The following is a 20,955-nucleotide window of genomic DNA, read 5'->3' as shown; positions in this document are numbered from 1 at the left end:
GACGAATAAATGACTGCGTCGTGGCGTGTGAGGTGACGGCAGGGTGGGTAAACTCGCCCATTTCGCTCCCCGACCAGTCACTCCGGCCACCCCTGCCGCCCCGGTCACCCCGGTCACCCCGGCGGCCCGCCGCCCGCACGACATCCCGGAGGGGCTCCGTCAGTCGGACAGTCCCCGGCGTACCGGGAACAGCGCCAGCCCGATGCACAGGGCTCCGGCCGGCAGCAGATCCAGGCTCACGGCCATCAGCACGGTCCCGGCCAGCACGGCCACGGGAGCCCACGCCCGGACCAGGTCCCGGCGGAAGAACGCGAGCAGGGTGACGAGGCCCAGCAGCCCGAACCAGAACAGCATCGGCACCACCGTGTAGACCAACGGCACCACCCCGGGGACGTCCTGCACCCGCCCGAACAGCTCGCCCATGGCCTGCTCGTCCGCCGCGACGAACCCGACCACCAGGTCGATCGCCGCCTGGACGGCCACCGCCGCCGCCCCGACCAGCCCGGCCCAGGCCGCCGTCCCGACGGCGACCCGCCTGCCGCCGCTCACCCCGGCGAGCGCCCGCAGCCCCCGGAACACCGGCACGAACGCGACCACCGCGGCCAGGAACAGCAGATGGGCCAGCGTCCACCACACCCCGGGCCCGTAATCGCCGACGGCCCGCCCGACCAGCCGCACCACCCCGTACCCCGCCATCAGGGCGGGTCCCGCGAGGAGGGCCGTCGTGACCGTCACCCCGGCCGTCCCGCCCTGTCGCTCCGTCGCCGTCCGCATCGTCGTCATGCGCTGATGCTCGCGCCCGGCCGACCCTGCCCGCCATCGGGGCTTTCCCCCAACAAACCCTGGGTGTAAGCCACTTACGGGTCAGGGTATCCATGACGCCCCGCCGAGGTTTGCGTACCGGCATCGGCATCGGCCGCCACTCCCCGACAGGCAGGAGCCGACCGCCATCGACGCACGCCCCGGGATCACGGAGTGAACTTAGTCCAGTGGTTGGTCCACCCGTTGATCCGTCCCTGCGAGGCAGCCGTGGAAGCAGCTCGTCAGTACAACGTCCATGAGGCCAAGACCCACCTCTCGCGCATCCTGGAGCAGGTGGCCACAGGCGAGGAAGTGGTGATCTCCAAAGCGGGAGAGCCGGTGGCCAAGGTCGTGCCGCTCCGCGCCCGGGTGAAACGGACCGGGCGCGGCTCGCTCCGGGGACAGATCCATATCGGGGAAGACTTCGACGACCTGCCGGCCGACCTGGCCGACGCCTTAGGGATGCGCTGGTGAAGATGCTGCTCGACACACACGTCGTCCTGTGGTGGCTCGACGACTCCGCCGAGCTCACCGACGAGATCAAGCACCTGCTGGACACGGAGCCCTCGGTCTTCGTCAGTGCGGTCACCCCGTGGGAGATCGCGATCAAGCAGTCCCCAGGAAAGCTCGAAGGCCCCGAGGACCTGGCCGAACGGGTACGGGACAGCCAGGTCACCCCGCTTCCGATCACCGCGGGACACAGCGTGCGGGCGGGCAGGCTGCCCGCCCATCACCAAGATCCCTTCGACCGGACACTGATCGCACAGGCCCAGACCGAGGGAATGACGATCCTGACCCGCGACAACTGGATCCCCTCCTACGACGTGCAGGTCATGCCCGTCTGACGACCGGTCCTCGGTCCGTATCACGCCTCCGTGATCGCCGTCGCCCGCCAGGGCGCCAGCCGTTGGACGTCGCGGGCCGTCTCCGTCACTCCGGACAGGAACCCCTGCGCGCGCGGCGACGCCGTGTCGCGGAGCCATTCCGGGGCGATGTCGCAGACCGCGACCTTGACGTCCGTGCCGACCAGAGCGAGGGGCAGGGTGTGGACGACCGTGGAGGGGAAGCTCAGGACCGTACGGCCGATGGGGCCGCGGCGTGCGATGAGTTCCAGGGGGAGGTCGGGGCGGACGATCTCCAGGCCGGTGGCGGCCTCCAGTGCGTGGAGCTTCTCGGTGGACTCGCGGCGGTGGGCGAAGTAACGGGTGGCCCCGTGGGTGCGGGCCAGGGCCGCGACGGCCTCCAGGTACTGGGCCTGGTCGACCACGCCCGTCTCGACCAGCGAGGTGCCGACCAGGTCGGCTCCCTTGGTGAGCAGCGGCGGGCCGAAGCGGGCCCGGGTCCAGGCGAAGGTGTTGGGGGTGACGGTGACGCCGGACGGAGCCTCGACCGGCATCGCCGTGAAGACCTCGACCGTACGGGTGGCGGACGGGGTGAAGCGGCTGCGGGCGCGGGCCGTGACCGGGGCCAGGACCAGTTCGCGCGGGCCCGAACTGCCCTTGCGGTGCCAGCGCACCAGGCGTTCGCCGCGCGTCAGTTGGGCGACGAACTCCATGGTGGCCGTGCCGTCGTCGACCACGGTGAGGTGCCGGGCACGCACCATGGTGAGCAGCAGCTGGACGTAGCGGGAGAACGGGTCGCCTATCACGATGCGCTCCGCCCTGCGCAGCAGTCCGGCCAGGGAACGCAGGGTCTTCAGGGGCGCGCCGGCCCCGCCGCGCGCCTCCTGCCAGCGGACGTTGACGCCCTCGTCGCGGGCCAGCTCCGCCATCCGGCGCAGCTGACCGCGCGACATCGGGTCGACCGGGGGGAGGACGACGACCGTGATGTCCGCAAGGACCTGGTCGTCGCCTCCCTCTGTGCAGGCCCACTCCAGGACGTTCAGGAGCTGGACCGGGCTCTCGACGAAGGCGAGGTTCACCGGTCGGCCCGTCAGACCGCGACCGGCTCGGCGACCGGGGCCGCCTCGGCGCTCTCGGCGACGACGCCCGCGACGCGGCGGAGCTTCTTCATCGGGCCGAGCTCGGACTCGTACACCTTCTTGACGCCGTCGCCGAGCGAGGCCTCGATGGTGCGGATGTCACGGACGAGGCGGGTGAGGCCCTGCGGCTCGACGGAGGCGGCCTGGTCGGAGCCCCACATGGCGCGGTCCAGGGTGATGTGGCGCTCGACGAACGCGGCGCCCAGGGCGACGGCCGCGAGGGTCGTCTGCAGGCCGGTCTCGTGGCCGCTGTAGCCGATCGGGACGTTGGGGTACTCCTGCTGCAGGGTGTTGATGACCCGCAGGTTCAGCTCCTCGGCCTTGGCCGGGTAGGTCGAAGTGGCGTGGCAGAGCAGGATGTTGTCGCTGCCGAGGACCTCGACCGCGTGGCGGATCTGGCGCGGGGTCGACATGCCGGTGGAGAGGATGATCGTGCGGCCGGTCGCCCGCAGGGCGCGCAGCAGCTCGTCGTCGGTGAGGGAGGCCGAGGCCACCTTGTGCGCGGGGACGTCGAACTTCTCCAGGAAGGCGACGGCCTCGGTGTCCCACGGGGAGGCGAACCAGTCGATGCCGCGCTCGGCGCAGTGCTCGGAGATGGCCCGGTACTCGGCCTCGCCGAACTCGACGCGGTGACGGTAGTCGATGTACGTCATCCGGCCCCAGGGGGTGTCGCGCTCGATGTCCCACTGGTCGCGCGGGGTGCAGATCTCCGGGGTGCGCTTCTGGAACTTGACGGCGTCGCAGCCGGCCTCGGCGGCCACGTCGATCAGCGCGAGGGCGTTGTCGAGGTCGCCGTTGTGGTTGATGCCGATCTCGCCGGTGACGTAGACGGGGTTGCCGGGGCCGGCGGTGCGGGTGCCGAGGGTGCGCAGACGGGAGGTGCTCATGAGGTGCGTTCCTTACTTGGGGGAGGTGCTGGGGGACTTGGGGGTGCTCGGGGGACTTGGGGGGGTTACTCGGGCGACTTCGTGAGGGTGGGGCCCAGCAGCCAGGCTGCGATCTCGCGGATGGCGCCGAAGCCGCCGGGGGTGGTCGTGACGGCGCGGGCGGCGGCCCGTACCGAGTCATGGGCGCTCGCGACCGCGACCGGCCAGCCGGCGAGTGCGAAGCACGGCAGGTCGTTGACGTCGTTGCCCACGTAGAGGACACGTTCCGGAGCGATGGACTGTTCGTCGCACCACTGCTTGAGTGCCAGGTCCTTGCGGTCGATGCCGTGCAGGACCGGGATGCGGAGCTTGTGGGCGCGGGCGGCGACGACCGGGTTCTGTTCCGTGGAGAGGATCAGCAGCGGCATTCCGGTCTTGCGCAGGGCCGCGATGCCCAGGCCGTCGCCGCGGTGGACCGCGACGGTCTCGCGTCCGTCGGCGTCGATGAGGACCCGGTCGTCGGTCTGTGTGCCGTCGAAGTCGAGGACGACCGCGTCGACGTCGTCGAGGGTGGGCAGCGGCGAGGGGTCCAGGAGCGGGGCGAGGGCGCGGGCACGGGCCAGGTCGTGCGGGTCGTCGATCTCCAGGACCCGTGCCGCGTCGGTGCGCACCAGGGCGGTGTGACCGAAGAAGCGGTGGCGGTGGGTACGGAAGCCCGCGGCGTTCATGGCGTACGCGGTGCCGGTCTCCAGCAGGTCCTCGGGGCGGTCCTGGCGCATCTGCCGGACGGACTTGTCGTGGTTGACGCCGTGATTGTCCTCTTCGAGCGCGCTGCCGTCGCGCCAGAGGAAGCCGTGGAAGGGGGCGACCGTGACCGCCGTGTCGGCGCCGTCGTGGGCGACCGCCGCGGCGACACCGTCGATGTCCTCCCGCACGACGAACGGGCTGGTGCACTGGACCAGCAGCACCACGTCGGCCGTCCGGTCGCTCATCGCCTCGTACGCGTCCAGGGCGTGCAGCACCGCGTCCTCGCTGCTCGACCTGTCCCCGGCGATGGCCGCGGGGCGCTGCACGATGTGCACCCGCTCCTGGGCGCCCGGCGCGTCGCCCGCGGCACGGGCCGCGTCGGCGATGGCCGCGTCGTCCGTCGTCACGACGACGTCCGTGACCTCGCGGGAGGCCAGACAGGCGCGGACGGCGCGGGCGACCAGCGGTACGCCGCCCACCTGGGCGAGGTTCTTGGCCGGTACGCCCTTGGATCCGCCACGGGCGGGGATCACGGCGAGCACGGTCGGGGTCGGGGTCATCTCTGCTCCTGAAGTGGTGTTCACAGCTCGCCCATCCGTCGGATCACCGGGGCGACCCGCTGGACGCCCTGCCGGTACGCGCCGCGCGCCGCTTCCCGTACCGCGTCGCGGACCGCGCCGCGCATCCCGCCGGTCTCGCGCGGCCGGTCGGTGCCGGGCAGCGGGTGGCCGTCGGGCGCCAGGTGGTGGCGGGCGAGGATGCCGGGCAGGTAGCCGGGCGCGGTGGCGGGCGTGTAGTACGGGGCGAGGTCGGGCAGCCGGCCTGCGGCGAGCAGGGCGTCGACGCGGACGCGGGCGCGGTCGTAGGCCGTGGCGTAGCTGCCGTCGGCGGCGACGCCCTGGCCGGCCAGCCATGCGGGGTCGGGCTCCGGGCTGTGGCCGCCGTCCAGGTGGTCCCAGGAGGCGAGCAGGCCGGAACCGATGAAGTGGTGGTTGCCGAGGGCCTCACGGACGCCGAGGTCGGTGAGGACCGCGGTGGGGATGCGCCGGTGCAGGGCCTCCAGCGCGGCGGTCGAGGAGACCGTGACCAGCAGATCGGTGCGGTCCAGGACCTCGCCCATGTGCCCGTACACCAGGCGGAGGTTGGGCGGCAGTCCACCGGGCAGCTTCTCCGCGAGCCGCTGGTACGGGAGTTCCTCGATGTGTGTGGTGTGCTCGCCGGGCTTGGAGCGCAGCTTCAGCAGCACCTCGCGGTCCGGGTGCAGCCTGGCGTGCTCGACGAGCCTGCGCAGCAGATACGTGCGGTCGGCGCGGGAGGCCGGCACGGAGGGCTGGGCGGCGAAGACGACCGTGTCGCGGCCCTCCCGCGGGCGGTACGGCTCGCCGCCGAGGAACGGCAGTGCGGCCTCCGTGACGGCCGAGGCGTCGGCGCCCACCCCCTCGTACACCGCGCGGAACCGCTCCGCGTCGTGGCGGGAGTTGGCGAGGACGACGTCCGCGCCGTGCCGCAGCAGCAGTCCGTCGGCGAGCTTCTCGTAGACGACGCCGACATAGCCGGTGACGACGACGGGCCTGGCCGGCAGCCGCAGCGCGGCGAGTCCGTGCAGCATCGCCTGGACGGCTCCGCCGACGAGGGCGAGGACGACGACGTCGTATCCCTCGTCCCGCACGGCGTGCAGGAACTCGACGGCCGTCACCTCACGCACCCGTTCGGCGCCGATCCCGACGTCGCCGACCTCGGCGAGCTGGCGCGGGGTCGGGGTGGCCCGGCCGCGCAGCAGGAGCCCGGTGATCTCGACGCGCTGCGCCGACCCCTCGGACCCGCCGGTGGTGAGACGGCGCGCGGTGAGCGCGCCCCATTTCCACCGGGTGTCGGAGTCGGCGAGCACGGCTACCCGGAGGGCGGTCGTCTTATCGGTACGTGGGGGCACGTCCCAGAACTTAGGAAGGCATTTCGATTCGCGGCCCAACGTGACGGCAACAGCTGGTTAACAGCCCGCCGACGCTTGGCGAATCACCTCCACAAAGGGGACGCAATCGCCCACGAATGAATCCGGTTCATCATTCCGACATTCGCCGTTCACCCGGTGTCCCTCCTGGGGCCAAGGCAAATGACGGGCTCCCGCCTAGCGTGAGACGGGTGGTTAAGCTCTCGGTCATCGTGCCGTTCTACAACGTGCAGACATACGCCCCCGACACCTTGAGAAGTCTGCGGGCCAACGCCCGCGAGGACTTCGAATTCATCCTCGTCGACGACTGTTCGACCGACGGGACCGCGGACATACTGCGCCGCGCCGAGGACGAGATTCCGGGGGTGGTCGTGCGCAGACATGAGCAGAACGGCGGACTGGCCACCGCCCGTAACACCGGCCTGGACGCGGCGCGCGGCGAGTACGTCACCTTCCTCGACGGCGACGACTGGCTGGCACCCGGGTACTACGCCGACATCCTGGCCCGGACTCAGGCGCTGGGCTGCGATTTCGTCCGCACCGACCATGTCCAGGTCGAGGGCAGGAACCGTACGGTGCACCGCGTCCCGCACGGCAGGCGCGGCGAGGTCCTGGACCCGCGGGACGCGATCCTGCCCGCCGAGCGGACCACCTCGGTCGACTATCCGTACGCCTGGGCGGGGCTGTACCACCGGCGTCTCCTGGACCGCGGACTGCTGCATTTCACGGACGGTCTGCGCACCGCGGAGGACCGTCCGTGGATCTGGCGGCTGCACCGTGAGGCAGATTCCTTCGCGGTGCTCGGACTTATCGGAATCTTTTACCGGCGCGGGGTCGCCTCTTCGCTCACCCAGATCGGTGACGTACGCCAGCTCGATTTCATTCGCTCGTTCGACCAGGTCATTCAGGAAACGGCCGAGGACCGCGACGCACAGGCGCTGCTGCCGAAAGCGGTCCGTACCTATTGCGCGATCATTTCTCACCACATGAGCTCGATCGAAAGGTTCGAACCCGCGGTGGCCCGCACACTGAAGTCGATGAGTGGAGCCGCACTGCGGCGCATGCCGCAGCAGGTGCTCGACGAGGCCCTCGACTCGATGGACGTGCAGCGCGCCACGCTGCTGCGCAGGCTGCGGCGCCGTCCGGCCGCCGCGGGTGCCAAGGAGGTGGCGGCCGCGTGAACGGCGCCCGGTCCCGCACCACGCAGATCTTCTTCGCGTCCACCCTCTACGGCACCGCCACGCTCGCCGCCGCCCTCGACGCCGGCTGCTTCCCGGACGCGGACCGCCGCATCCTGCTCGTCTCGAACAACGCGGCCGTTCCGGAGACGACGCCCGCCGTCGACGCGATGCCCGGGTTCGACGCGCTGCGCGGCCGTTTCGACGACGTCGTGTCGTGGAACACGACGATCGCGCCCTTCCACCCCGGCGGCTGGGCGCCGCGCCCCGACGACGTACCCCTGTGGGAGCGGCATCTGCGCCTGGCCTGGGGGCTGGGCGACGACGACATCGAGCTGGCGGTCGAGTCGATCCAGGTCAACCCGGCGATGGCCGTCACCCAGATCTTCACCGGCGCACCGGTCGACGTCTACGCGGACGGGCTGATGAGCTACGGCCCCACCCGCAACAAGATCGACCCCCTGGTCGGTACGCGGGTGCGCCGGCTGCTCCATCTCGACCTGGTGCCCGGCCTGAAGCCGCTGCTGCTCACGGAGTTCGGGGTGCCGCCGCAGATCGTGCCCACCGATGTGTTCCTCAAGGTGCTCGGTGAGCTCGCGGACGCGCCCGGGGTCCGCGACGGCCTGCCGTCCGTGGAGGCCCCCGCCCTGCTGCTCGGCCAGTACCTCTCCGCGCTCGGCCTGATCAGCGCCGCCGAGGAGGAGGACCTGCATCTGCGGATGATGCGCGGCGCGGTGGCGCTCGGTCACACCCGTCTGGTCTTCAAACCGCACCCCACGGCCCCGGCGCAGTGGTCGCGCGCGATGGGCGCGGAGGCCGAGAAGCTCGGCGCCGAGCTGACGGTGCTGGACGCGGGGGTGCTCACCGCCCCGGTCCTCGCCGAGGTGCTCTATCAGCGGATGCGGCCCGCGCTCGTCGTCGGCTGCTTCTCGACCGCGCTGCTCACCGCGTCGGCGTTCTACGGGCTGCCGGTGGCCCGGGTCGGCACCGGGATGCTGCTGGAGCGGCTCGCCCCGTACGAGAACAGCAACCGCGTCCCGGTCACGCTCGTCGACGCGCTGGTGCCGGAGGTGACGGACCGGGCGGCCGTCGAGCGGGCGGAGGCCGCGGCCGACCCGGCGGACCTGACCGGGCTGGTCACCGCCGTGGGTTTCGCGATGCAGCCGAAGATCCATCCGGGGCTGCGACCGGCCGCCGAACGGTATCTGTCCGCGCACCTGGACGCGACGACATGGCGGTACTTCAAGCGCAAGCGGCTCACGTCGCTGGCGCTGCCGGGGGCGGTACCGGCGCAGCTCGCGTTCCTGCCGCGCAACGCGGTGGTGCGCAGGGTGGCACGGTCGGTGCGGCGGCGCGTGGTGCGGCAGTAGGCCTCGGCCGTCCCGGGCGCCGGACGGGATCGGAGTGAACCCGTCCGGCGCCCTCGGGCATTTTGGCGTCCGGGCCTCAGTCGCGCACGCCGCCCCGGATCACCCTCAGATCGGCCGCGTTCGCCTCGGTGACCTTCCACAGTTCCCGCTGCCGGCCGTGCACATCGGCGACGGTCGCGGCGTGGTCGTCCAGCAGTCCGGCCGCGCGCTCGGCGAGCCGGGCCCCGAGGTGCCGGTCGTGGACCGAGATCCCCCACTCCGGGCGCTCGATGTCGGCGAGGAAGTAGGCCATCTTCGGGTGCGAGATCAGGCTGATGATCGGCGTACCGCAGCCGAACGGGATCATGCCCGCGTGCCCGCGCATCCCGATGACCAGCTTCGTACGGGCGTAGGTGTCCCGGATCGCGTCGTTGTCGAAGTCGTACATCGGGATCACCGGCAGGGCGATCCCGTGCTCGCGCCGCAGGTCGAAGGCGATCCGCTCGTCGTCGAGCGAGTGCGCGACGCACTTCACCTCGGCCCGCTCGCCGAGCGCCCGCACCGCGGTGGCCATCTCGCCCAGGAAGTGCCCGTAGTCGTGGCCGAAGCGGAGCCCGGACCGGTCGTACGCGGCGTTGATCAGCACGGTGTCCTCGCGCCGCTCCGGGTCCGTCCAGCCGTCCACCAGTTGTCTGGTCACCGTCGTCGGGCAGGGCTGGAAGCGCACCTTGTCGTGGAGCGAGGCGGGCAGCAGCTCCCGGACCTTCTCGATGGAGCCGTGGTTGCGCAGCCCGAAGAACGAGGCGCGCTCCACCAGCTTGCGCAGCGAGGAGAGGAACCGGTCCCGGCCGTGGCCGTAGGCCTGGCCGTCGAAGGCGTTGAAGCCGACCGCGTACACCATGACGGGTACGTCGATCCGGTCGAGCAGTTCGTCCGGGACGTTCCACTGCCAGCCGCTGTTGCCGTTGGGAGCGGTGTCCGGGATGAAGAGGCCACCGCCGCCGATGACCAGTCCGCGCCGCTCGTTGACCCGCTCCAGCGCGGCCTCGTCGAAGAGCCGGTGGGCGTGGATCGAGTGCCAGCGCTGCGGGCCGGTGTCGGGGCCGAAGGCGAGCCGTACGCTCTCGGGCAGCAGCTTGTCCCCGGCATTGCCCTGACGGTCCATGTAGAAGGCGACATGGGCGAGTTGGCCGGATGCGGGGCCCTCCACGGGTGCGGGCGCGTCCGTGGCGCGCTGGTGCATCAGCCGGTTCGCGCGGTGCGTCGGGTCGACGCCGAGGCCCTTCAGGGCGTACTCGGCCGCGGCGCTGTCGTCACCGTGGATCCAGGCGATCTGGGCGAGGCGCCCGAAGGCGGTCGCGGCCCGGTTGGGCGCCGCGGTGGCGAGCAGGAGCCGGACCCGGGCCTCCTCGTAACGGGAGACGCTCATCAGGGCGTGGCCGAGCACCTCGTGCGGCCAGGCCTCGTCGACGGGTATCCGCACCCCGCCCAGCAGGTCGGCCGCCTCCTGGTACTCGCCGGCCGCTATGTGGGCGGCGGCGACCTTGCGGGCGGCCTCCGGCGAGCCGGTGCGCCGCACGTGCGGGGTGCCGTAGTGGACCAGCAGATCGTGGTGCTTGGCGCCGGGCAGCGCCAGGTACGCGGAGTGGAACTCGGCGTCGGACAGCTCGAATTCGTGCCAGCGGTCCTCGGCCTCGCGATACCCGGACTCGCCGCCCTGCCAGGGCTTGTGCCGCCCGGTGAAGTGCAGGACGGCGGTCGATTCGGGAACCGGCAGGTCTCCGGAGAGCCGCCGCTTGACGAAGTTGTAGCGGGCGTCGAGCTGCACGAAGTCACCGTCGAGCACGGCGTTGAGGATGCCCTGGTCGTGCTTGTCCAGCTCGTACGTCCCGGCCCGCCCGACCTCGTCGATCCTCGCGCAGAACGTGTCGCTCAGATACTCGCGCTGGATGACCAGCAGTCCGCTGTTGAGCTTGTGCTGCCCGTAGAAGAACTGCGGCACCGCGGCCAGTCCGTCGCGCAGCTTCAGCAGTTCGCCGAGGTCGCCGAGGACCACCATGTCGGTGTCGAGGGTGATGACGGTGTCGTAGTCGCGCACCCGGAAGATGTCGAGGATGAAGTATGCCTTGCGCACCAGGTAGTTGTCCTGGTCGCCCTTGGCGTACGAGTCGTAGTGCGCGGCGTCGACCCGGCGGAAGTCCACGCGCGGGTGCAGCGCCCGGATCTGCGCGACGGAAGCGGGTCGCAGTCCGTCGTGCAGGACGAGGAAGTCCTCGCAGACGTTCGGGTTGGAGAGCGCGAGGCTGCGCAGCAGGGCGAGGAACCCGGGCAGGTAGTTCTCGTCGACGAAGCTCGCGAAGGCGACCCGGCGCTTGCCGGTGAGCGCGTTCGCAGGGGCGGGCGACACGGGGGGTGCCGTGTCGGGAAGGGTCGTGGCGGGCGTCGTCATCGCAGTCGGATCCTCATGTCGGTGACGCTCTGGGCGTGTTCCATGACCCAGGCCTTCTCGCTGGTGTACTCGTGCACGGACGTGATGGGCATCCGCATGGCACCGGGCAGCCGGTAGGCGCCGCTCTCGTAGAAGTCGAAGCCGATCAGGTCGATCCGGCTGCTGACGTCGAGGTGGTCGAGGAGCCACAGCATGTTGAAACCGGTGGTGGGGATGGCGGGCCAGACGTCGGCGCCGACGCGCCCGATGTCCCGCAGCGGCCAGCGCAGCGACTCGTCGCCCAGATACTGCTGGGCACCCGGGACGAGGCGGTTGCGCAGGGAGTACTTCCAGTCGCCGGAGACCCCGCCGAAGACCAGCCGGGTGTGCACCTTCTGGTCCCAGTTGAACCCGTGCTTGTGGATGGTGGCGTGGATGTCGGTGCGCCGTCCGGTCGCCGCCGGGTCGATCCGGTACGAGTTGAAGCGGACGACCAGGTCGTAGCCGTCGATCTCGGCCCCCATCGAACTGCTGCCGACACGCTGGGAGTTGGCGATGAGGCAGATCGACTTGCCGGCGATCCGGTTGCGGAACTCGCCGACCGTGGTCCACTGGACGCCGCCGAAGGTCGGGTCCTCGACCGGGCCCCGCATGCGGCTTCTGCGCTGCTCGGCGTAGAGCGCCACGAGTCGGGTGAGTCCGGCCACGGCGTCCGGGTCCGTCCCGGCCGCCTCCATGGCCAGGTCGAGGTACTGGGACGTGGCGTCCTGGAGCTCGGTCACCGGGGCGCCGCCCTGCTCCTGCGCGAGCAGGGCGCCGATCAGCCGGGGCCGCGCCCCGTCCCAGTCGCCGCTCGCCTGGAGCGCGAGACCCTCGGCCCAGGACTCGGTGACGGGCCGGACGGCGAACGCCGCGGCCTCGGGGCAGTCGCGCTCCAGCCCGCGCAGCAGCTCGTACCGGCGGTCCTCGCCCAGCCGCAGGCCGACGACCTTGGCCGCGACACCGAAGCCGTCGTCGTCGGTGAATTCCAGGTAGCGCTCGTACGCCTCGATGGCGGCGGCCTCCGCCCCCATCGCCTCCAGCGTCCGGGCCCGCAGCCGCCAGCCGGCCCGCGAACGCCTGCGCTGGGTCAGGACGGTGTCCCCGATGAGCACCGCGAGCTTCAGCTCGTCCTCGTAACCGCAGTCCAGCGCCTTGTTGCCGACCGCGAGCAGCGGGTCGAGCAGCTCGTCCACGAGGGCCGCGGCGGTGCCCGTCCCGCTCTTCCCGGGGCGCCGGATCAGTGCGATCGCGGACGAGGCGGGCGCGGGCGGCGCGGTCTGTGCCGCGGCGTGCACGGCCAGCAGGTGCCGCAGCGCCTCGGCGAGCGCCGTGCGCCGCCGGTCGAGTCCCGCCACCAGCTTGGCGCTGTGCGCGGCGCAGGCCCGCAGACACACGTCCAGGTCGGTCGGGGTGACGGTGGCGAACTGCGACGTGACGCCCTCGGGCGGGGCCGCGTCACGTTGCCGTGGCCAACGGGTGCGGGCTTCTCTCATGGCGCTCCAAGCGTCTGGTGCCCGTGGGGGGAGGGGGCGTATCCGGGTGTGCGGTCACCGCAGCACGCCCGGGACGCACCCCGCCCGGTCGGAACGGGGCGGATGCTCCGCGCGCGTGTTCGGTTCCACGACACGCTAGGAAAGCTGTACGGACACCGGATGAACTCGCCCTGTCGGAACGGGAAACTGCGCACCGACCCCGCTGGTACGAGCCCTTCTCAGCGCACCCCGTACCGCACCTCGACGCCCGCGACGATCAGCCACAGACCGTCCTCGAAGCGTTCGTCGTAGCGGGTGAAGATCTCGGCACCGGCCGCGGCGGCGAGCGGGTACCGGGCCATCCGTTCCGCGCGCTCGCCGATGTCGAAGCCCTCCCGCCGCTCGTCCGGCATCGGCTGGACGCCCTGCTCCTCGGTGACGAAGCCCATGGTGTACGCGTAGGCGGTGGTACTCGCCCGGACCGCCTGCCGGAGCTCGAAACCCGCGTCGACCATGGTGCGCAGATGGTTTTCGAGACCGTCGGCGTGATCGGTGCCGGTGAATTTCGCGCCGCTGTAGACCTTCGCCCCGTCGCGGTAGCGCAGCAGGGCGGTGCGCAGCGCGCCGTTGTACGCGACGAGCTGGTCCTGCCAGCGCTCCGGGACCGGCCCCGGCAGGTCCTCGTCGAGCATCCGCCGGTACATCACCGTGGCCATCTCGTCGAGGAGCGCCTGCTTGTCCTTGAAGTGCCAGTAGAGCGCGGGCGCCTTGACGTCGAGCTCCCTGGCTATGGCGCGCAGCGTGAGCCCGTCGAGGCCCACCTCGTTCAGCAGCCGCAGCCCGGTGTCGGCCACCCGCGCCCGGTCGATCTTCGTTGTTCCCACCTTGACAATTTAACAGCGTTAAGCACACACTCCGTGCCATGCAATTTAACAGCGTTAAGGAAACGGACGTCCTGATCGTCGGCGCCGGTCCCTGCGGGCTGACCCTCGGCTGCGATCTGGCCCGCCGGGGCGTGCGCGCCCTGATCGTCGAGCGGGCGCCCGCACTCTTTCCCGGCTCGCGCGGAAAGGGCATCCAGCCACGCACCAGGGAGGTGCTGGACGACCTCGGGGTCGGTGACGCGGTGCGGGCGCACGGCGGCCCGGCCCCGATGGGGCTGGTGTGGCAGGACGGGCAGCGGCAGCAGGAGCACGACATGTTCCGCCGTGCGGCCCCCACGGAGGCCGAGCCGTACGGGGAGCCGTGGATGCTGCCGCAGTGGCGCACCCAGGAGATCCTGCTGGCCCGGCTGCGCGAGCTGGGCGGGGACGTCGCCTTCGGCACCGCGCTGACCGGGCTCGATCAGGACGCGGACGGCGTCACGGCCCGCCTGACGACGGGACCGGTCCGGGCGTCCTACCTGGTCGCGGCGGACGGCGGACGCAGCACGGTCCGGCGCACGCTGGGGATCACGATGACGGGTGAGTCCGTGGACCCCGCTCCGATGCTGGTCGCCGACGTACGGGTGGCCGAGGACGCGCTGGACCGGCTCAACTGGCATGTGATGAGCGGCGAGGCGGGCTTCCTCACCCTCTGCCCGTTGCCCGGCACGGCGGACTTCCAGCTGGTCGCCCAGTTCAGGACGGGCGAGCCCGACACGTCCGCGGAGGGGGTGCGCGCGCTGGTCGCGGCGCGCACGCATCTGACGGCCCGGGACATCACCGAGGTCCTGTGGTCCTCCGACTTCCGGCCGCGCGCCGCGCTGGCGGAGCGGTTTCGCGACGGCCGGGTCCTGCTGGCGGGCGACGCGGCGCATGTGCACTCGCCCGCGGGCGGCCAAGGTCTGAACACCAGCGTCCAGGACGCGTACAACCTGGGATGGAAGCTCGGCCAGGTGCTGCGGCACGGGGCACCCGCCGCTCTCCTCGGCAGTTACGAGGAGGAGCGCCGCCCGATCGCCGCCGACATGCTCGGCCTGTCCACCCGCATCCACCGGGGCGAGCAGGAACGCGACTCGGCGGTCCACCAGTTGGGCCTCGGCTACCGCGGGGGCCCGCTGTCGGTGGGCCGGGCCGGTGCCCTGCACTCCGGCGACCGCGCCCCGGACGGGCCGACGACAGGGGGGCGGCGCCTCTTCGACGTCTTCCGCGGTCCCCACTTCACGCTGCTGGCCGTCGGCACGGACACCGGACTGCCGGCGTTCGACGACGACCTGGTCCGTGTGCACCGGACCGATGCCTGCGAGGCCTACGGAAAGGGCCTGTTCCTGGTCCGCCCCGACGGCTACATCGGCTGGGCGGGCGAGAACGCGTCCGGGATCGCGGGGTATCTGTCCCCGCTGGGGGCTTCCGTTCGAATCGGCCCGGCGTGATCCGGACGAAGGCCCCCCGGCCTCGCCCCGGTCACACGCTGCTGAGCGACAGCTTCGCCGCGAACCCCAGGAACAGCAGACCGGCCGCCGAAGTGGCCCCCGCCGACAACCGCTTGCGGCGGCGGAACGCGGCGGACAGCCGGGTGCCGCCGAATATCAGCATCGACAGATAGAGGAAGCTGGCGATCTGCAGCAACGTGCCCAGCACCAGGAAGGACAGCGCCGGGTAGGCGTAGCCGGGGTCGACGAACTGCACGAAGAACGAGATCAAGAACAGGATCGCCTTCGGGTTGAAGAGGCTCACCACCAGCGCCCGCCGGTACGGCCGCTCCATCGCCCCGGCGGTCTCGGCTCCGGCGCTCTCCTCGGTCAGCTCGGCCATCCGCCGGTGCCGATCGCGCCACATGGCCAGCGCGGTCCGCAGCATGCCGATCGCCAGCCAGGTCAGATAGCCCGCACCCGCGAACTTGACGACGGCGAACAGCACCGGTGTCGTCCGCAACAGCGACGAGGCCCCCAGCGCGGACAAGGTCATCAGCACGGTGTCCCCGGTCCACACCCCGGCCGCGGCCACATAGCCGGTCCGCACCCCGCGACGGGCGGCGACCGACAGCACGTACAGCGAATTGGGTCCTGGCAGAAGGACGATCAGCACCAGGCCGGCGAGATAGGTCGGAAGGTCGGTGACACCCAGCATGAGACGGAGTGTCGCACGTGGTTACGACACTCTGTTCGGGGGGTTCGGGAAGGCGTGGGATCCGTCCTCGTCGCCGTCGAGGAGGACGGCCCACGGAGAGCTTCGGTCGCCTCAGAACACGTCCGACGGCTCGTACGTCCCCCACACCCCTCGCAGCGCGTCACAGACCTCGCCCACCGTCGCCCGCGCCTTGAGCGCGGCCTTCATCGGATAAAGGACGTTGTCCGTGCCCTCGGCCGCCTTCCGCAGCTCCGCCAGCGCCGTGTCCACCGCGCCCTGGTCGCGTTCGGCGCGGAGCTTCGCCAGCCGGGCCGCCTGCTGGGCCTCGATCGCCGGGTCGACGCGCAGCGGCTCGTACGGCTCCTCCTCGTCGAGCTGGAAGCGGTTCACACCTACCACGACGCGCTCCGCGCTGTCGGTCTCCAGGGCGATGCGGTACGCGCTGCGCTCGATCTCGCTCTTCTGGAAGCCGCGCTCGATCGCGTGGACCGCGCCGCCCAGCTCCTCGACCTTGAGCATCAGTTCCAGGACCGCGGCTTCGACGTCGTCGGTCATCTTCTCGACCACGTACGAACCCGCGAACGGGTCGACGGTCGCGGTGACGTCCGTCTCGTACGCCAGGACCTGCTGGGTACGCAGGGCGAGCCGGGCGGACTTGTCGGTCGGGAGGGCGATCGCCTCGTCGAAGGAGTTGGTGTGCAGCGACTGCGTACCGCCGAGGACCGCGGCCAGCCCCTGGACGGCCACGCGCACCAGGTTGACCTCGGGCTGCTGGGCGGTGAGCTGGACGCCCGCGGTCTGGGTGTGGAAGCGCAGCATCAGGGACTTGGGGTTCTTCGCGCCGAACTCCTCCTTCATCACCCTCGCCCAGATCCGGCGTGCGGCACGGAACTTGGCGACCTCTTCGAGGATCGTCGTGCGGGCGACGAAGAAGAACGAGAGACGGGGAGCGAAGTCGTCGACGTCCATGCCGGCGGCGACGGCGGTACGGACGTACTCGATGCCGTCGGCGAGGGTGAACGCGATCTCCTGCGCGGGCGAGGCGCCGGCCTCCGCCATGTGGTAGCCGGAGATCGAGATGGTGTTCCACTTGGGGATCTCGGCCCGGCAGTACTTGAAGATGTCGGCGATCAGCCGGAGCGAGGGCCCCGGCGGAAAGATGTAGGTGCCGCGCGCGATGTACTCCTTGAGCACATCGTTCTGGATGGTTCCGGTGAGCTTCTCGGCCGGGACGCCCTGCTCCTCGCCGACCAGTTGGTAGAGCAGCAGGAGCAGCGCGGCCGGAGCGTTGATCGTCATGGACGTGGAGACCTTGTCCAGCGGAATCCCGCCGAACAGGACCCGCATGTCGTCGATCGAGTCGATCGCGACCCCGACCTTGCCGACCTCGCCGGACGCGATTGGCGCGTCGGAGTCGTAGCCCATCTGGGTGGGCAGGTCGAAGGCGACGGAGAGGCCCATCGTGCCGTTGGCGATCAGCTGCTTGTAGCGGGCGTTGGACTCCGTGGCCGTGCCGAACCCCGCGTACTGGCGCATCGTCCACGGCCGGCCGGTGTACATGGTCGGGTAGACGCCGCGCGTGAAGGGGTAGGCACCCGGCTCTCCCAGCTTGTCGTCGGGGTCCCACCCGTCGAGTGCGTCCGGCCCGTACACCGGCTCGATGGGCAGTCCCGACTCGGACTCGCGCGTCATCTGCTGTGCCTCCCGCTGAAGCTGCTCAGTAAAGCTACTTACTGGTAACCAAGGATTCCCGCGACGGACTGTAGCGGCGGGCGCGAGACCGGTGGAGGGCCATGGGCTGGGACCTTGCTCACAGCCCATGGCCCACGGTCCGTGCCGCCGCTCTCCCCATCATGCGCGGGCTTTGGCAACCGGGCAGAGCGGGAATCCGTCCCATGGGACACCGGAGAGACGCGAAGAATCAGGGGGCCGAGATGACAGGCAGCACCACCGCACGCGCGTCACGGAAGGGGACACCGGGCAGGAGCCGGGCCAGGAGCCGGAATCGGGCGGGGACCACGGCCATGGTGGGGCTCGCCCTTCTCGGCATGACGGCCGCGACCGCCGCGACCGCCGGCTGCGAGGTGCGGCCCGCCGACGGCGCGTCGGCGGCCCCGTCGTCCCCGCCCCGGGCGAAGGCGAGCGACGACGCCAAACCCGCCGCACGCCACTCGCCCTCACCCGACGCGTCGTCACCGTCCCCGCGGGCCGGGACGACACCGACGCCCACGCCTGACCCGCAGGGCACCACGCTGATGGCGAGCGGCTCCCAGGGCAAGCAGGTGCGGGAACTCCAGGCCCGGCTGAGGCAGATCGGCCACTTCGACCGCTCCCCCACCGGTTACTACGGCACGCTCACGGCCGCGGCCGTCCGCTCCTTCCAGGGCAAACGCGGCCTCTCCCGCACGGGCCGGACGGACACCGTCACCTGGCAGAAGCTGCTCGGCATGACGCACGAGCCGACGGCGGCCGAGCTGAATCCACCGACCACCGTGCCCGCCGCCGGGCCGGACAAGCGGTGCATGACGGGCCGGGTGCTCTGCATCAGCAAGAACACCCGGACGCTGTCGTGGATGATCGACGGACGCGTCGTCTCGTCGATGGACGTCCGCTTCGGCTCCCAGTACACGCCGACCCGTGAGGGCACCTTCTCCGTCTACTGGAAGTCACGGCACCACGTCTCGACGCTGTATCACACGGCCATGCCGTACGCGATGTTCTTCAGCGGCGGCCAGGCGGTCCACTACTCGGCGGACTTCGCGGCCCGCGGCTACAGCGGCGCCTCGCACGGCTGCGTCAACGTCCGGGACGAGGGCAGGATCGCCTCGCTCTTCGCGCAGGTGAAAACGGGCGACAAGGTCGTCGTCTTCGGATAGTCCGACCGGGCGGAGCCGTCCCGCGGAGCGGCGGACCGACAGGTGAGGAGGCGCGGGCGGGACCGGGGGAACGTGTCCCGCCCGCGCCGATGCGCTGAGCCGTAGGTACGGGGGGAACCCCGGCTCTGTGCGCTGCCGATGACCAGTCGGCTCAATCTGTACTGCGTCATGGCCTCGAAAAACGTCACACCCAGTGGTGGACGGCGGGACGAGGAACCCGCGCGGTGTCCTCAGCCGGGTGAACCGGTGCCGTCGTCGTCGGCCGTCGGCGCGGCGACCGGGTCCGGGACGGAGGGCGACGGCGACGGGGCGGTCGTGAACCGGATCGCCGGGAGCTTGGCGGCATTCCCGCCGTCCCCGTCCCCGTTCGCGTCCTCCTCCTCACCCTGCTCGTCACTGTCGCCGCCGCCGTTGCCGTTGTTGCTGCCGTTGCCGTTGTTGCTGCCGTTGCCGTTCCCGGCGCCGTTCTGGCCCTTCGTGTCCTTGGCGATCACGCGGTCGCAGAACCGGTCCAGGTTGTGGGCACCCTTCGCCAGCCCTTCGAGATACCGCTTGCGGTCCTCGTCCAGATTGCCGTTGCGGTAGTCGCGGCACGCCTTGAGCGCCGTGGCGTACCAGGTGCCCGAGGAGCCGTTGCCCCATCGCTCGGACTGCTTGCCGCTCTCGGCGCCGTTCGAGGATCCGCCGTCGGTGCCGTCGGACTTCCCGTTGTTGTCGCCCCTGCGGTCCTCGCCCTTGCCGGTCCTGCCGCCGTCCCGGTCACCGGCGGGGGCGGAGGGATCCCCCGGACGCGCGGAGTGCTCCGCCCCCGGGGAGGCGGGCGGCCCTGCGGACCGGCTGTCGTCGGTGGTGGGCCCCGCGCCGAGCTCGTTCGGCGTCGCCGCGGACGAGACGGAGGTCGCCGGTACGGGGGCGTGCCCGCCGAACGGGCCGGGGAGCATCCCGGTGCCCGCGGCCACGGCCACCCCGCCGAGCGCGAAGCCCGCGAAGGAGGCGGCCAGACCGAAGCGGACGGGGCGGCTCCAGCGCAGGGAGCGGCCGTGGTCGGGGCGCGCGGCCGAGGAGGTGCCCGGTGCGGTGCCGCCGGAGGCGGGCCGGATGCGCACCGGTCCGAGTACGCCGCTCCGGCCCGGCTCACCCGTCCGCTCGGCGTACTCCTTCACCTGCGGGTGCGCCGCCCCTGTCCGCGCGTGCGCGGGACGTGCCGCGGCGCGGAAGGCGGCCAGCGCCTCGGCCTCGCCCGGCAGTTCACCGGTGGCAGGACGGGCGGCCCGTGCTGCGGCGCCCAGTGCTGCCGCGAGCCTCTCCGCCTCCGTACACCCGTGACCGACGACCGGATCGACCGGTTCACCGCGGAGCAGTTTCTCCGCCGCGCCCTTGTCAAGCCATTCGTACCTCTCGTCGGCCATCACATGTCCTTCTGCGTCCACGGACGCGAATGCGTCACACCGGCCGGCGCCGCCGGACCGTTGGGTGCGGGGCGCGGGGCGGGCACGGCGCCGAGTTCAGCCGCCCGCGCCGCCGTGCTCCCGTCGGAGGCGGATCGATCCGCCGGATCGCCCGCGGGCGCACCGTCCCCGGCGACGCCCGCACCGCTGTCGGCACCTTCGTCGACCCCTCCGGGGCGGCCGTCGGCGTCGTCCGCTCCGTCCGTGCGCAACAGCTCGGCCAGCCGCTTGAGGCCCCGGTGCGCCGCGGTGCGTACCGCTCCGGGCCGCTTGCCCAGTGTCCGGGCCGCGCTCTTCGCGTCCAGGCCGACGACCACCCGCAGCACCACGGCCTCGGCCTGGTCCTGCGGCAGCTGGGCTATGAGCGACATCGTGCGGCCGGTGGCCAGGGCCTCCATCGCCTCGTCGGCGGTGTCGGAATCGGCCGGCCTCTCGGCCAGTTCGGACTCGTCGCCGCCGGTCGCGGGACGCCTGCCACGCATCCGCAGGTGGTCCAGGGCGCGGTTGCGGGCTATCCGCGCCGCCCAGCCGCGGAAGCGGTCGGCGTCGCCGCTGAACCGGTCGAGGTCGCGCGCTATCTGCAGCCACGACTCGGACGCCACGTCCTCGGCGTCCGGATCCCCCACCAGTGTCCGTATGTAGCCCAGCAGCCGTGGCTGCACAGCGCGGTACACAGTACGGAAGGCATCTTCGTCCCCGTCCTGCGCCGCGAGCACCGCGGCAGTGAGCTCCGCGTCGTCCCCCAGCACTCCCTCAACCCGCCCTGCTG

Annotated in this window: 18 protein-coding genes; 6 read left to right on the top strand and 12 right to left on the bottom strand. The window is 71.6% G+C overall.

From position 1 onward, the window contains the following. Positions 1-159 precede the first annotated feature (159 nt). Positions 160-783, bottom strand: coding sequence for a hypothetical protein (locus ACIRP2_RS10005; protein ID WP_404248321.1), 624 nt, complete (start codon positions 781-783; stop codon positions 160-162). Between the two features lie 246 nt (positions 784-1,029). Between ACIRP2_RS10005 and ACIRP2_RS10000 the strand changes: the two genes are divergently transcribed. Next, complete coding sequence (locus tag ACIRP2_RS10000) at positions 1,030-1,275, top strand: type II toxin-antitoxin system Phd/YefM family antitoxin (protein ID WP_404249434.1); 246 nt, start codon at positions 1,030-1,032, stop codon at positions 1,273-1,275. Beyond that, a complete protein-coding gene (locus ACIRP2_RS09995; RefSeq protein WP_404248319.1) occupies positions 1,272-1,646 on the top strand; it encodes a type II toxin-antitoxin system VapC family toxin in 375 nt (124 codons plus the stop codon). The genes ACIRP2_RS10000 and ACIRP2_RS09995 overlap by 4 nt, the downstream gene beginning before the upstream one ends. A 20-nt stretch (positions 1,647-1,666) precedes the next feature. Here the strand turns inward: ACIRP2_RS09995 and ACIRP2_RS09990 are convergent, their stop codons facing one another. The 4 genes from ACIRP2_RS09990 to ACIRP2_RS09975 form a co-directional block, all read right to left on the bottom strand. Beyond that, positions 1,667-2,722 carry a hypothetical protein gene (locus tag ACIRP2_RS09990; RefSeq protein ID WP_404248317.1) on the bottom strand — a complete coding sequence of 352 codons (1,056 nt, stop codon included), beginning with the start codon at positions 2,720-2,722 and terminating at the stop codon, positions 1,667-1,669. 11 nt (positions 2,723-2,733) lie between these two features. Continuing rightward, complete coding sequence (locus tag ACIRP2_RS09985; protein WP_404248315.1) at positions 2,734-3,669, bottom strand: N-acetylneuraminate synthase family protein; 936 nt, start codon at positions 3,667-3,669, stop codon at positions 2,734-2,736. A gap of 65 nt (positions 3,670-3,734) precedes the next feature. Beyond that, a complete protein-coding gene (locus tag ACIRP2_RS09980; protein ID WP_404248313.1) occupies positions 3,735-4,955 on the bottom strand; it encodes a cytidylyltransferase domain-containing protein in 1,221 nt (406 codons plus the stop codon). 20 nt (positions 4,956-4,975) lie between these two features. After that, positions 4,976-6,325, bottom strand: a complete 1,350-nt coding sequence (locus ACIRP2_RS09975) for a DUF6716 putative glycosyltransferase (RefSeq protein WP_404248311.1) — start codon at positions 6,323-6,325, stop codon at positions 4,976-4,978. Positions 6,326-6,534: 209 nt separating this feature from the next. Between ACIRP2_RS09975 and ACIRP2_RS09970 the strand changes: the two genes are divergently transcribed. Both ACIRP2_RS09970 and ACIRP2_RS09965 read left to right on the top strand, forming a co-directional pair. Beyond that, a complete protein-coding gene (locus tag ACIRP2_RS09970; protein ID WP_404248309.1) occupies positions 6,535-7,524 on the top strand; it encodes a glycosyltransferase family 2 protein in 990 nt (329 codons plus the stop codon). Then, entirely contained in the window at positions 7,521-8,891 is a 1,371-nt protein-coding gene (locus tag ACIRP2_RS09965; protein ID WP_404248307.1) for a polysialyltransferase family glycosyltransferase, read from the top strand. The genes ACIRP2_RS09970 and ACIRP2_RS09965 overlap by 4 nt, the downstream gene beginning before the upstream one ends. A 76-nt stretch (positions 8,892-8,967) precedes the next feature. Here ACIRP2_RS09965 and ACIRP2_RS09960 read toward each other — a convergent pair whose 3' ends face one another. From ACIRP2_RS09960 to ACIRP2_RS09950, 3 genes are all read right to left on the bottom strand, one after another. Continuing rightward, positions 8,968-11,319: a glycosyltransferase gene (locus ACIRP2_RS09960; protein ID WP_404248305.1), complete on the bottom strand. Its 2,352-nt coding sequence runs from the start codon at positions 11,317-11,319 to the stop codon at positions 8,968-8,970. Continuing rightward, complete coding sequence (locus ACIRP2_RS09955; RefSeq protein WP_404248303.1) at positions 11,316-12,833, bottom strand: hypothetical protein; 1,518 nt, start codon at positions 12,831-12,833, stop codon at positions 11,316-11,318. Before ACIRP2_RS09955 ends, ACIRP2_RS09960 begins: the two co-directional genes overlap by 4 nt. Before the next feature lie 218 nt (positions 12,834-13,051). After that, entirely contained in the window at positions 13,052-13,696 is a 645-nt protein-coding gene (locus ACIRP2_RS09950) for a TetR/AcrR family transcriptional regulator C-terminal domain-containing protein (protein WP_404248301.1), read from the bottom strand. Positions 13,697-13,734: 38 nt separating this feature from the next. Between ACIRP2_RS09950 and ACIRP2_RS09945 the strand changes: the two genes are divergently transcribed. Further along, the gene (locus tag ACIRP2_RS09945; RefSeq protein ID WP_404248299.1) at positions 13,735-15,165 is read left to right on the top strand and encodes an FAD-dependent monooxygenase; all 1,431 of its coding nucleotides are present in this window, start codon (positions 13,735-13,737) and stop codon (positions 15,163-15,165) included. 31 nt (positions 15,166-15,196) lie between these two features. Here the strand turns inward: ACIRP2_RS09945 and leuE are convergent, their stop codons facing one another. Then, positions 15,197-15,862 (bottom strand): leucine efflux protein LeuE, encoded by a 666-nt coding sequence (gene leuE / locus ACIRP2_RS09940; protein ID WP_404248297.1) that lies wholly within the window; start codon positions 15,860-15,862, stop codon positions 15,197-15,199. 111 nt (positions 15,863-15,973) lie between these two features. Beyond that, positions 15,974-17,554: a methylmalonyl-CoA mutase gene (locus ACIRP2_RS09935; protein ID WP_404248295.1), complete on the bottom strand. Its 1,581-nt coding sequence runs from the start codon at positions 17,552-17,554 to the stop codon at positions 15,974-15,976. 332 nt (positions 17,555-17,886) lie between these two features. Between ACIRP2_RS09935 and ACIRP2_RS09930 the strand changes: the two genes are divergently transcribed. Further along, complete coding sequence (locus ACIRP2_RS09930; RefSeq protein ID WP_404248293.1) at positions 17,887-18,738, top strand: L,D-transpeptidase family protein; 852 nt, start codon at positions 17,887-17,889, stop codon at positions 18,736-18,738. A 230-nt stretch (positions 18,739-18,968) separates the two neighbouring features. Here ACIRP2_RS09930 and ACIRP2_RS09925 read toward each other — a convergent pair whose 3' ends face one another. Both ACIRP2_RS09925 and ACIRP2_RS09920 read right to left on the bottom strand, forming a co-directional pair. After that, a complete protein-coding gene (locus ACIRP2_RS09925; RefSeq protein ID WP_404248291.1) occupies positions 18,969-20,147 on the bottom strand; it encodes a hypothetical protein in 1,179 nt (392 codons plus the stop codon). Beyond that, positions 20,147-20,935, bottom strand: coding sequence for an RNA polymerase sigma factor (locus ACIRP2_RS09920; RefSeq protein WP_404249432.1), 789 nt, complete (start codon positions 20,933-20,935; stop codon positions 20,147-20,149). The genes ACIRP2_RS09925 and ACIRP2_RS09920 overlap by 1 nt, the downstream gene beginning before the upstream one ends. Positions 20,936-20,955: the final 20 nt, after the last annotated feature.

It is taken from the genome of Streptomyces sp. NPDC101194 (assembly GCF_044767885.1).
Taxonomy (GTDB): domain Bacteria; phylum Actinomycetota; class Actinomycetes; order Streptomycetales; family Streptomycetaceae; genus Streptomyces.
This window is presented reverse-complemented; position numbering and strand designations above follow the sequence as displayed.

Coding starts and splice junctions, on each gene's coding strand:
- ACIRP2_RS10005 (WP_404248321.1), bottom strand. CDS start 783: ATGACGACGATGCGGACGGCGACGGAGCGACAGGGCGGGACGGCCGGG.
- ACIRP2_RS09985 (WP_404248315.1), bottom strand. CDS start 3,669: ATGAGCACCTCCCGTCTGCGCACCCTCGGCACCCGCACCGCCGGCCCC.
- ACIRP2_RS09980 (WP_404248313.1), bottom strand. CDS start 4,955: ATGACCCCGACCCCGACCGTGCTCGCCGTGATCCCCGCCCGTGGCGGA.
- ACIRP2_RS09960 (WP_404248305.1), bottom strand. CDS start 11,319: ATGACGACGCCCGCCACGACCCTTCCCGACACGGCACCCCCCGTGTCG.
- ACIRP2_RS09955 (WP_404248303.1), bottom strand. CDS start 12,833: ATGAGAGAAGCCCGCACCCGTTGGCCACGGCAACGTGACGCGGCCCCG.
- ACIRP2_RS09945 (WP_404248299.1), top strand. CDS start 13,735: ATGCAATTTAACAGCGTTAAGGAAACGGACGTCCTGATCGTCGGCGCC.
- leuE (WP_404248297.1), bottom strand. CDS start 15,862: ATGCTGGGTGTCACCGACCTTCCGACCTATCTCGCCGGCCTGGTGCTG.
- ACIRP2_RS09935 (WP_404248295.1), bottom strand. CDS start 17,554: ATGACGCGCGAGTCCGAGTCGGGACTGCCCATCGAGCCGGTGTACGGG.
- ACIRP2_RS09930 (WP_404248293.1), top strand. CDS start 17,887: ATGGTGGGGCTCGCCCTTCTCGGCATGACGGCCGCGACCGCCGCGACC.
- ACIRP2_RS09925 (WP_404248291.1), bottom strand. CDS start 20,147: ATGGCCGACGAGAGGTACGAATGGCTTGACAAGGGCGCGGCGGAGAAA.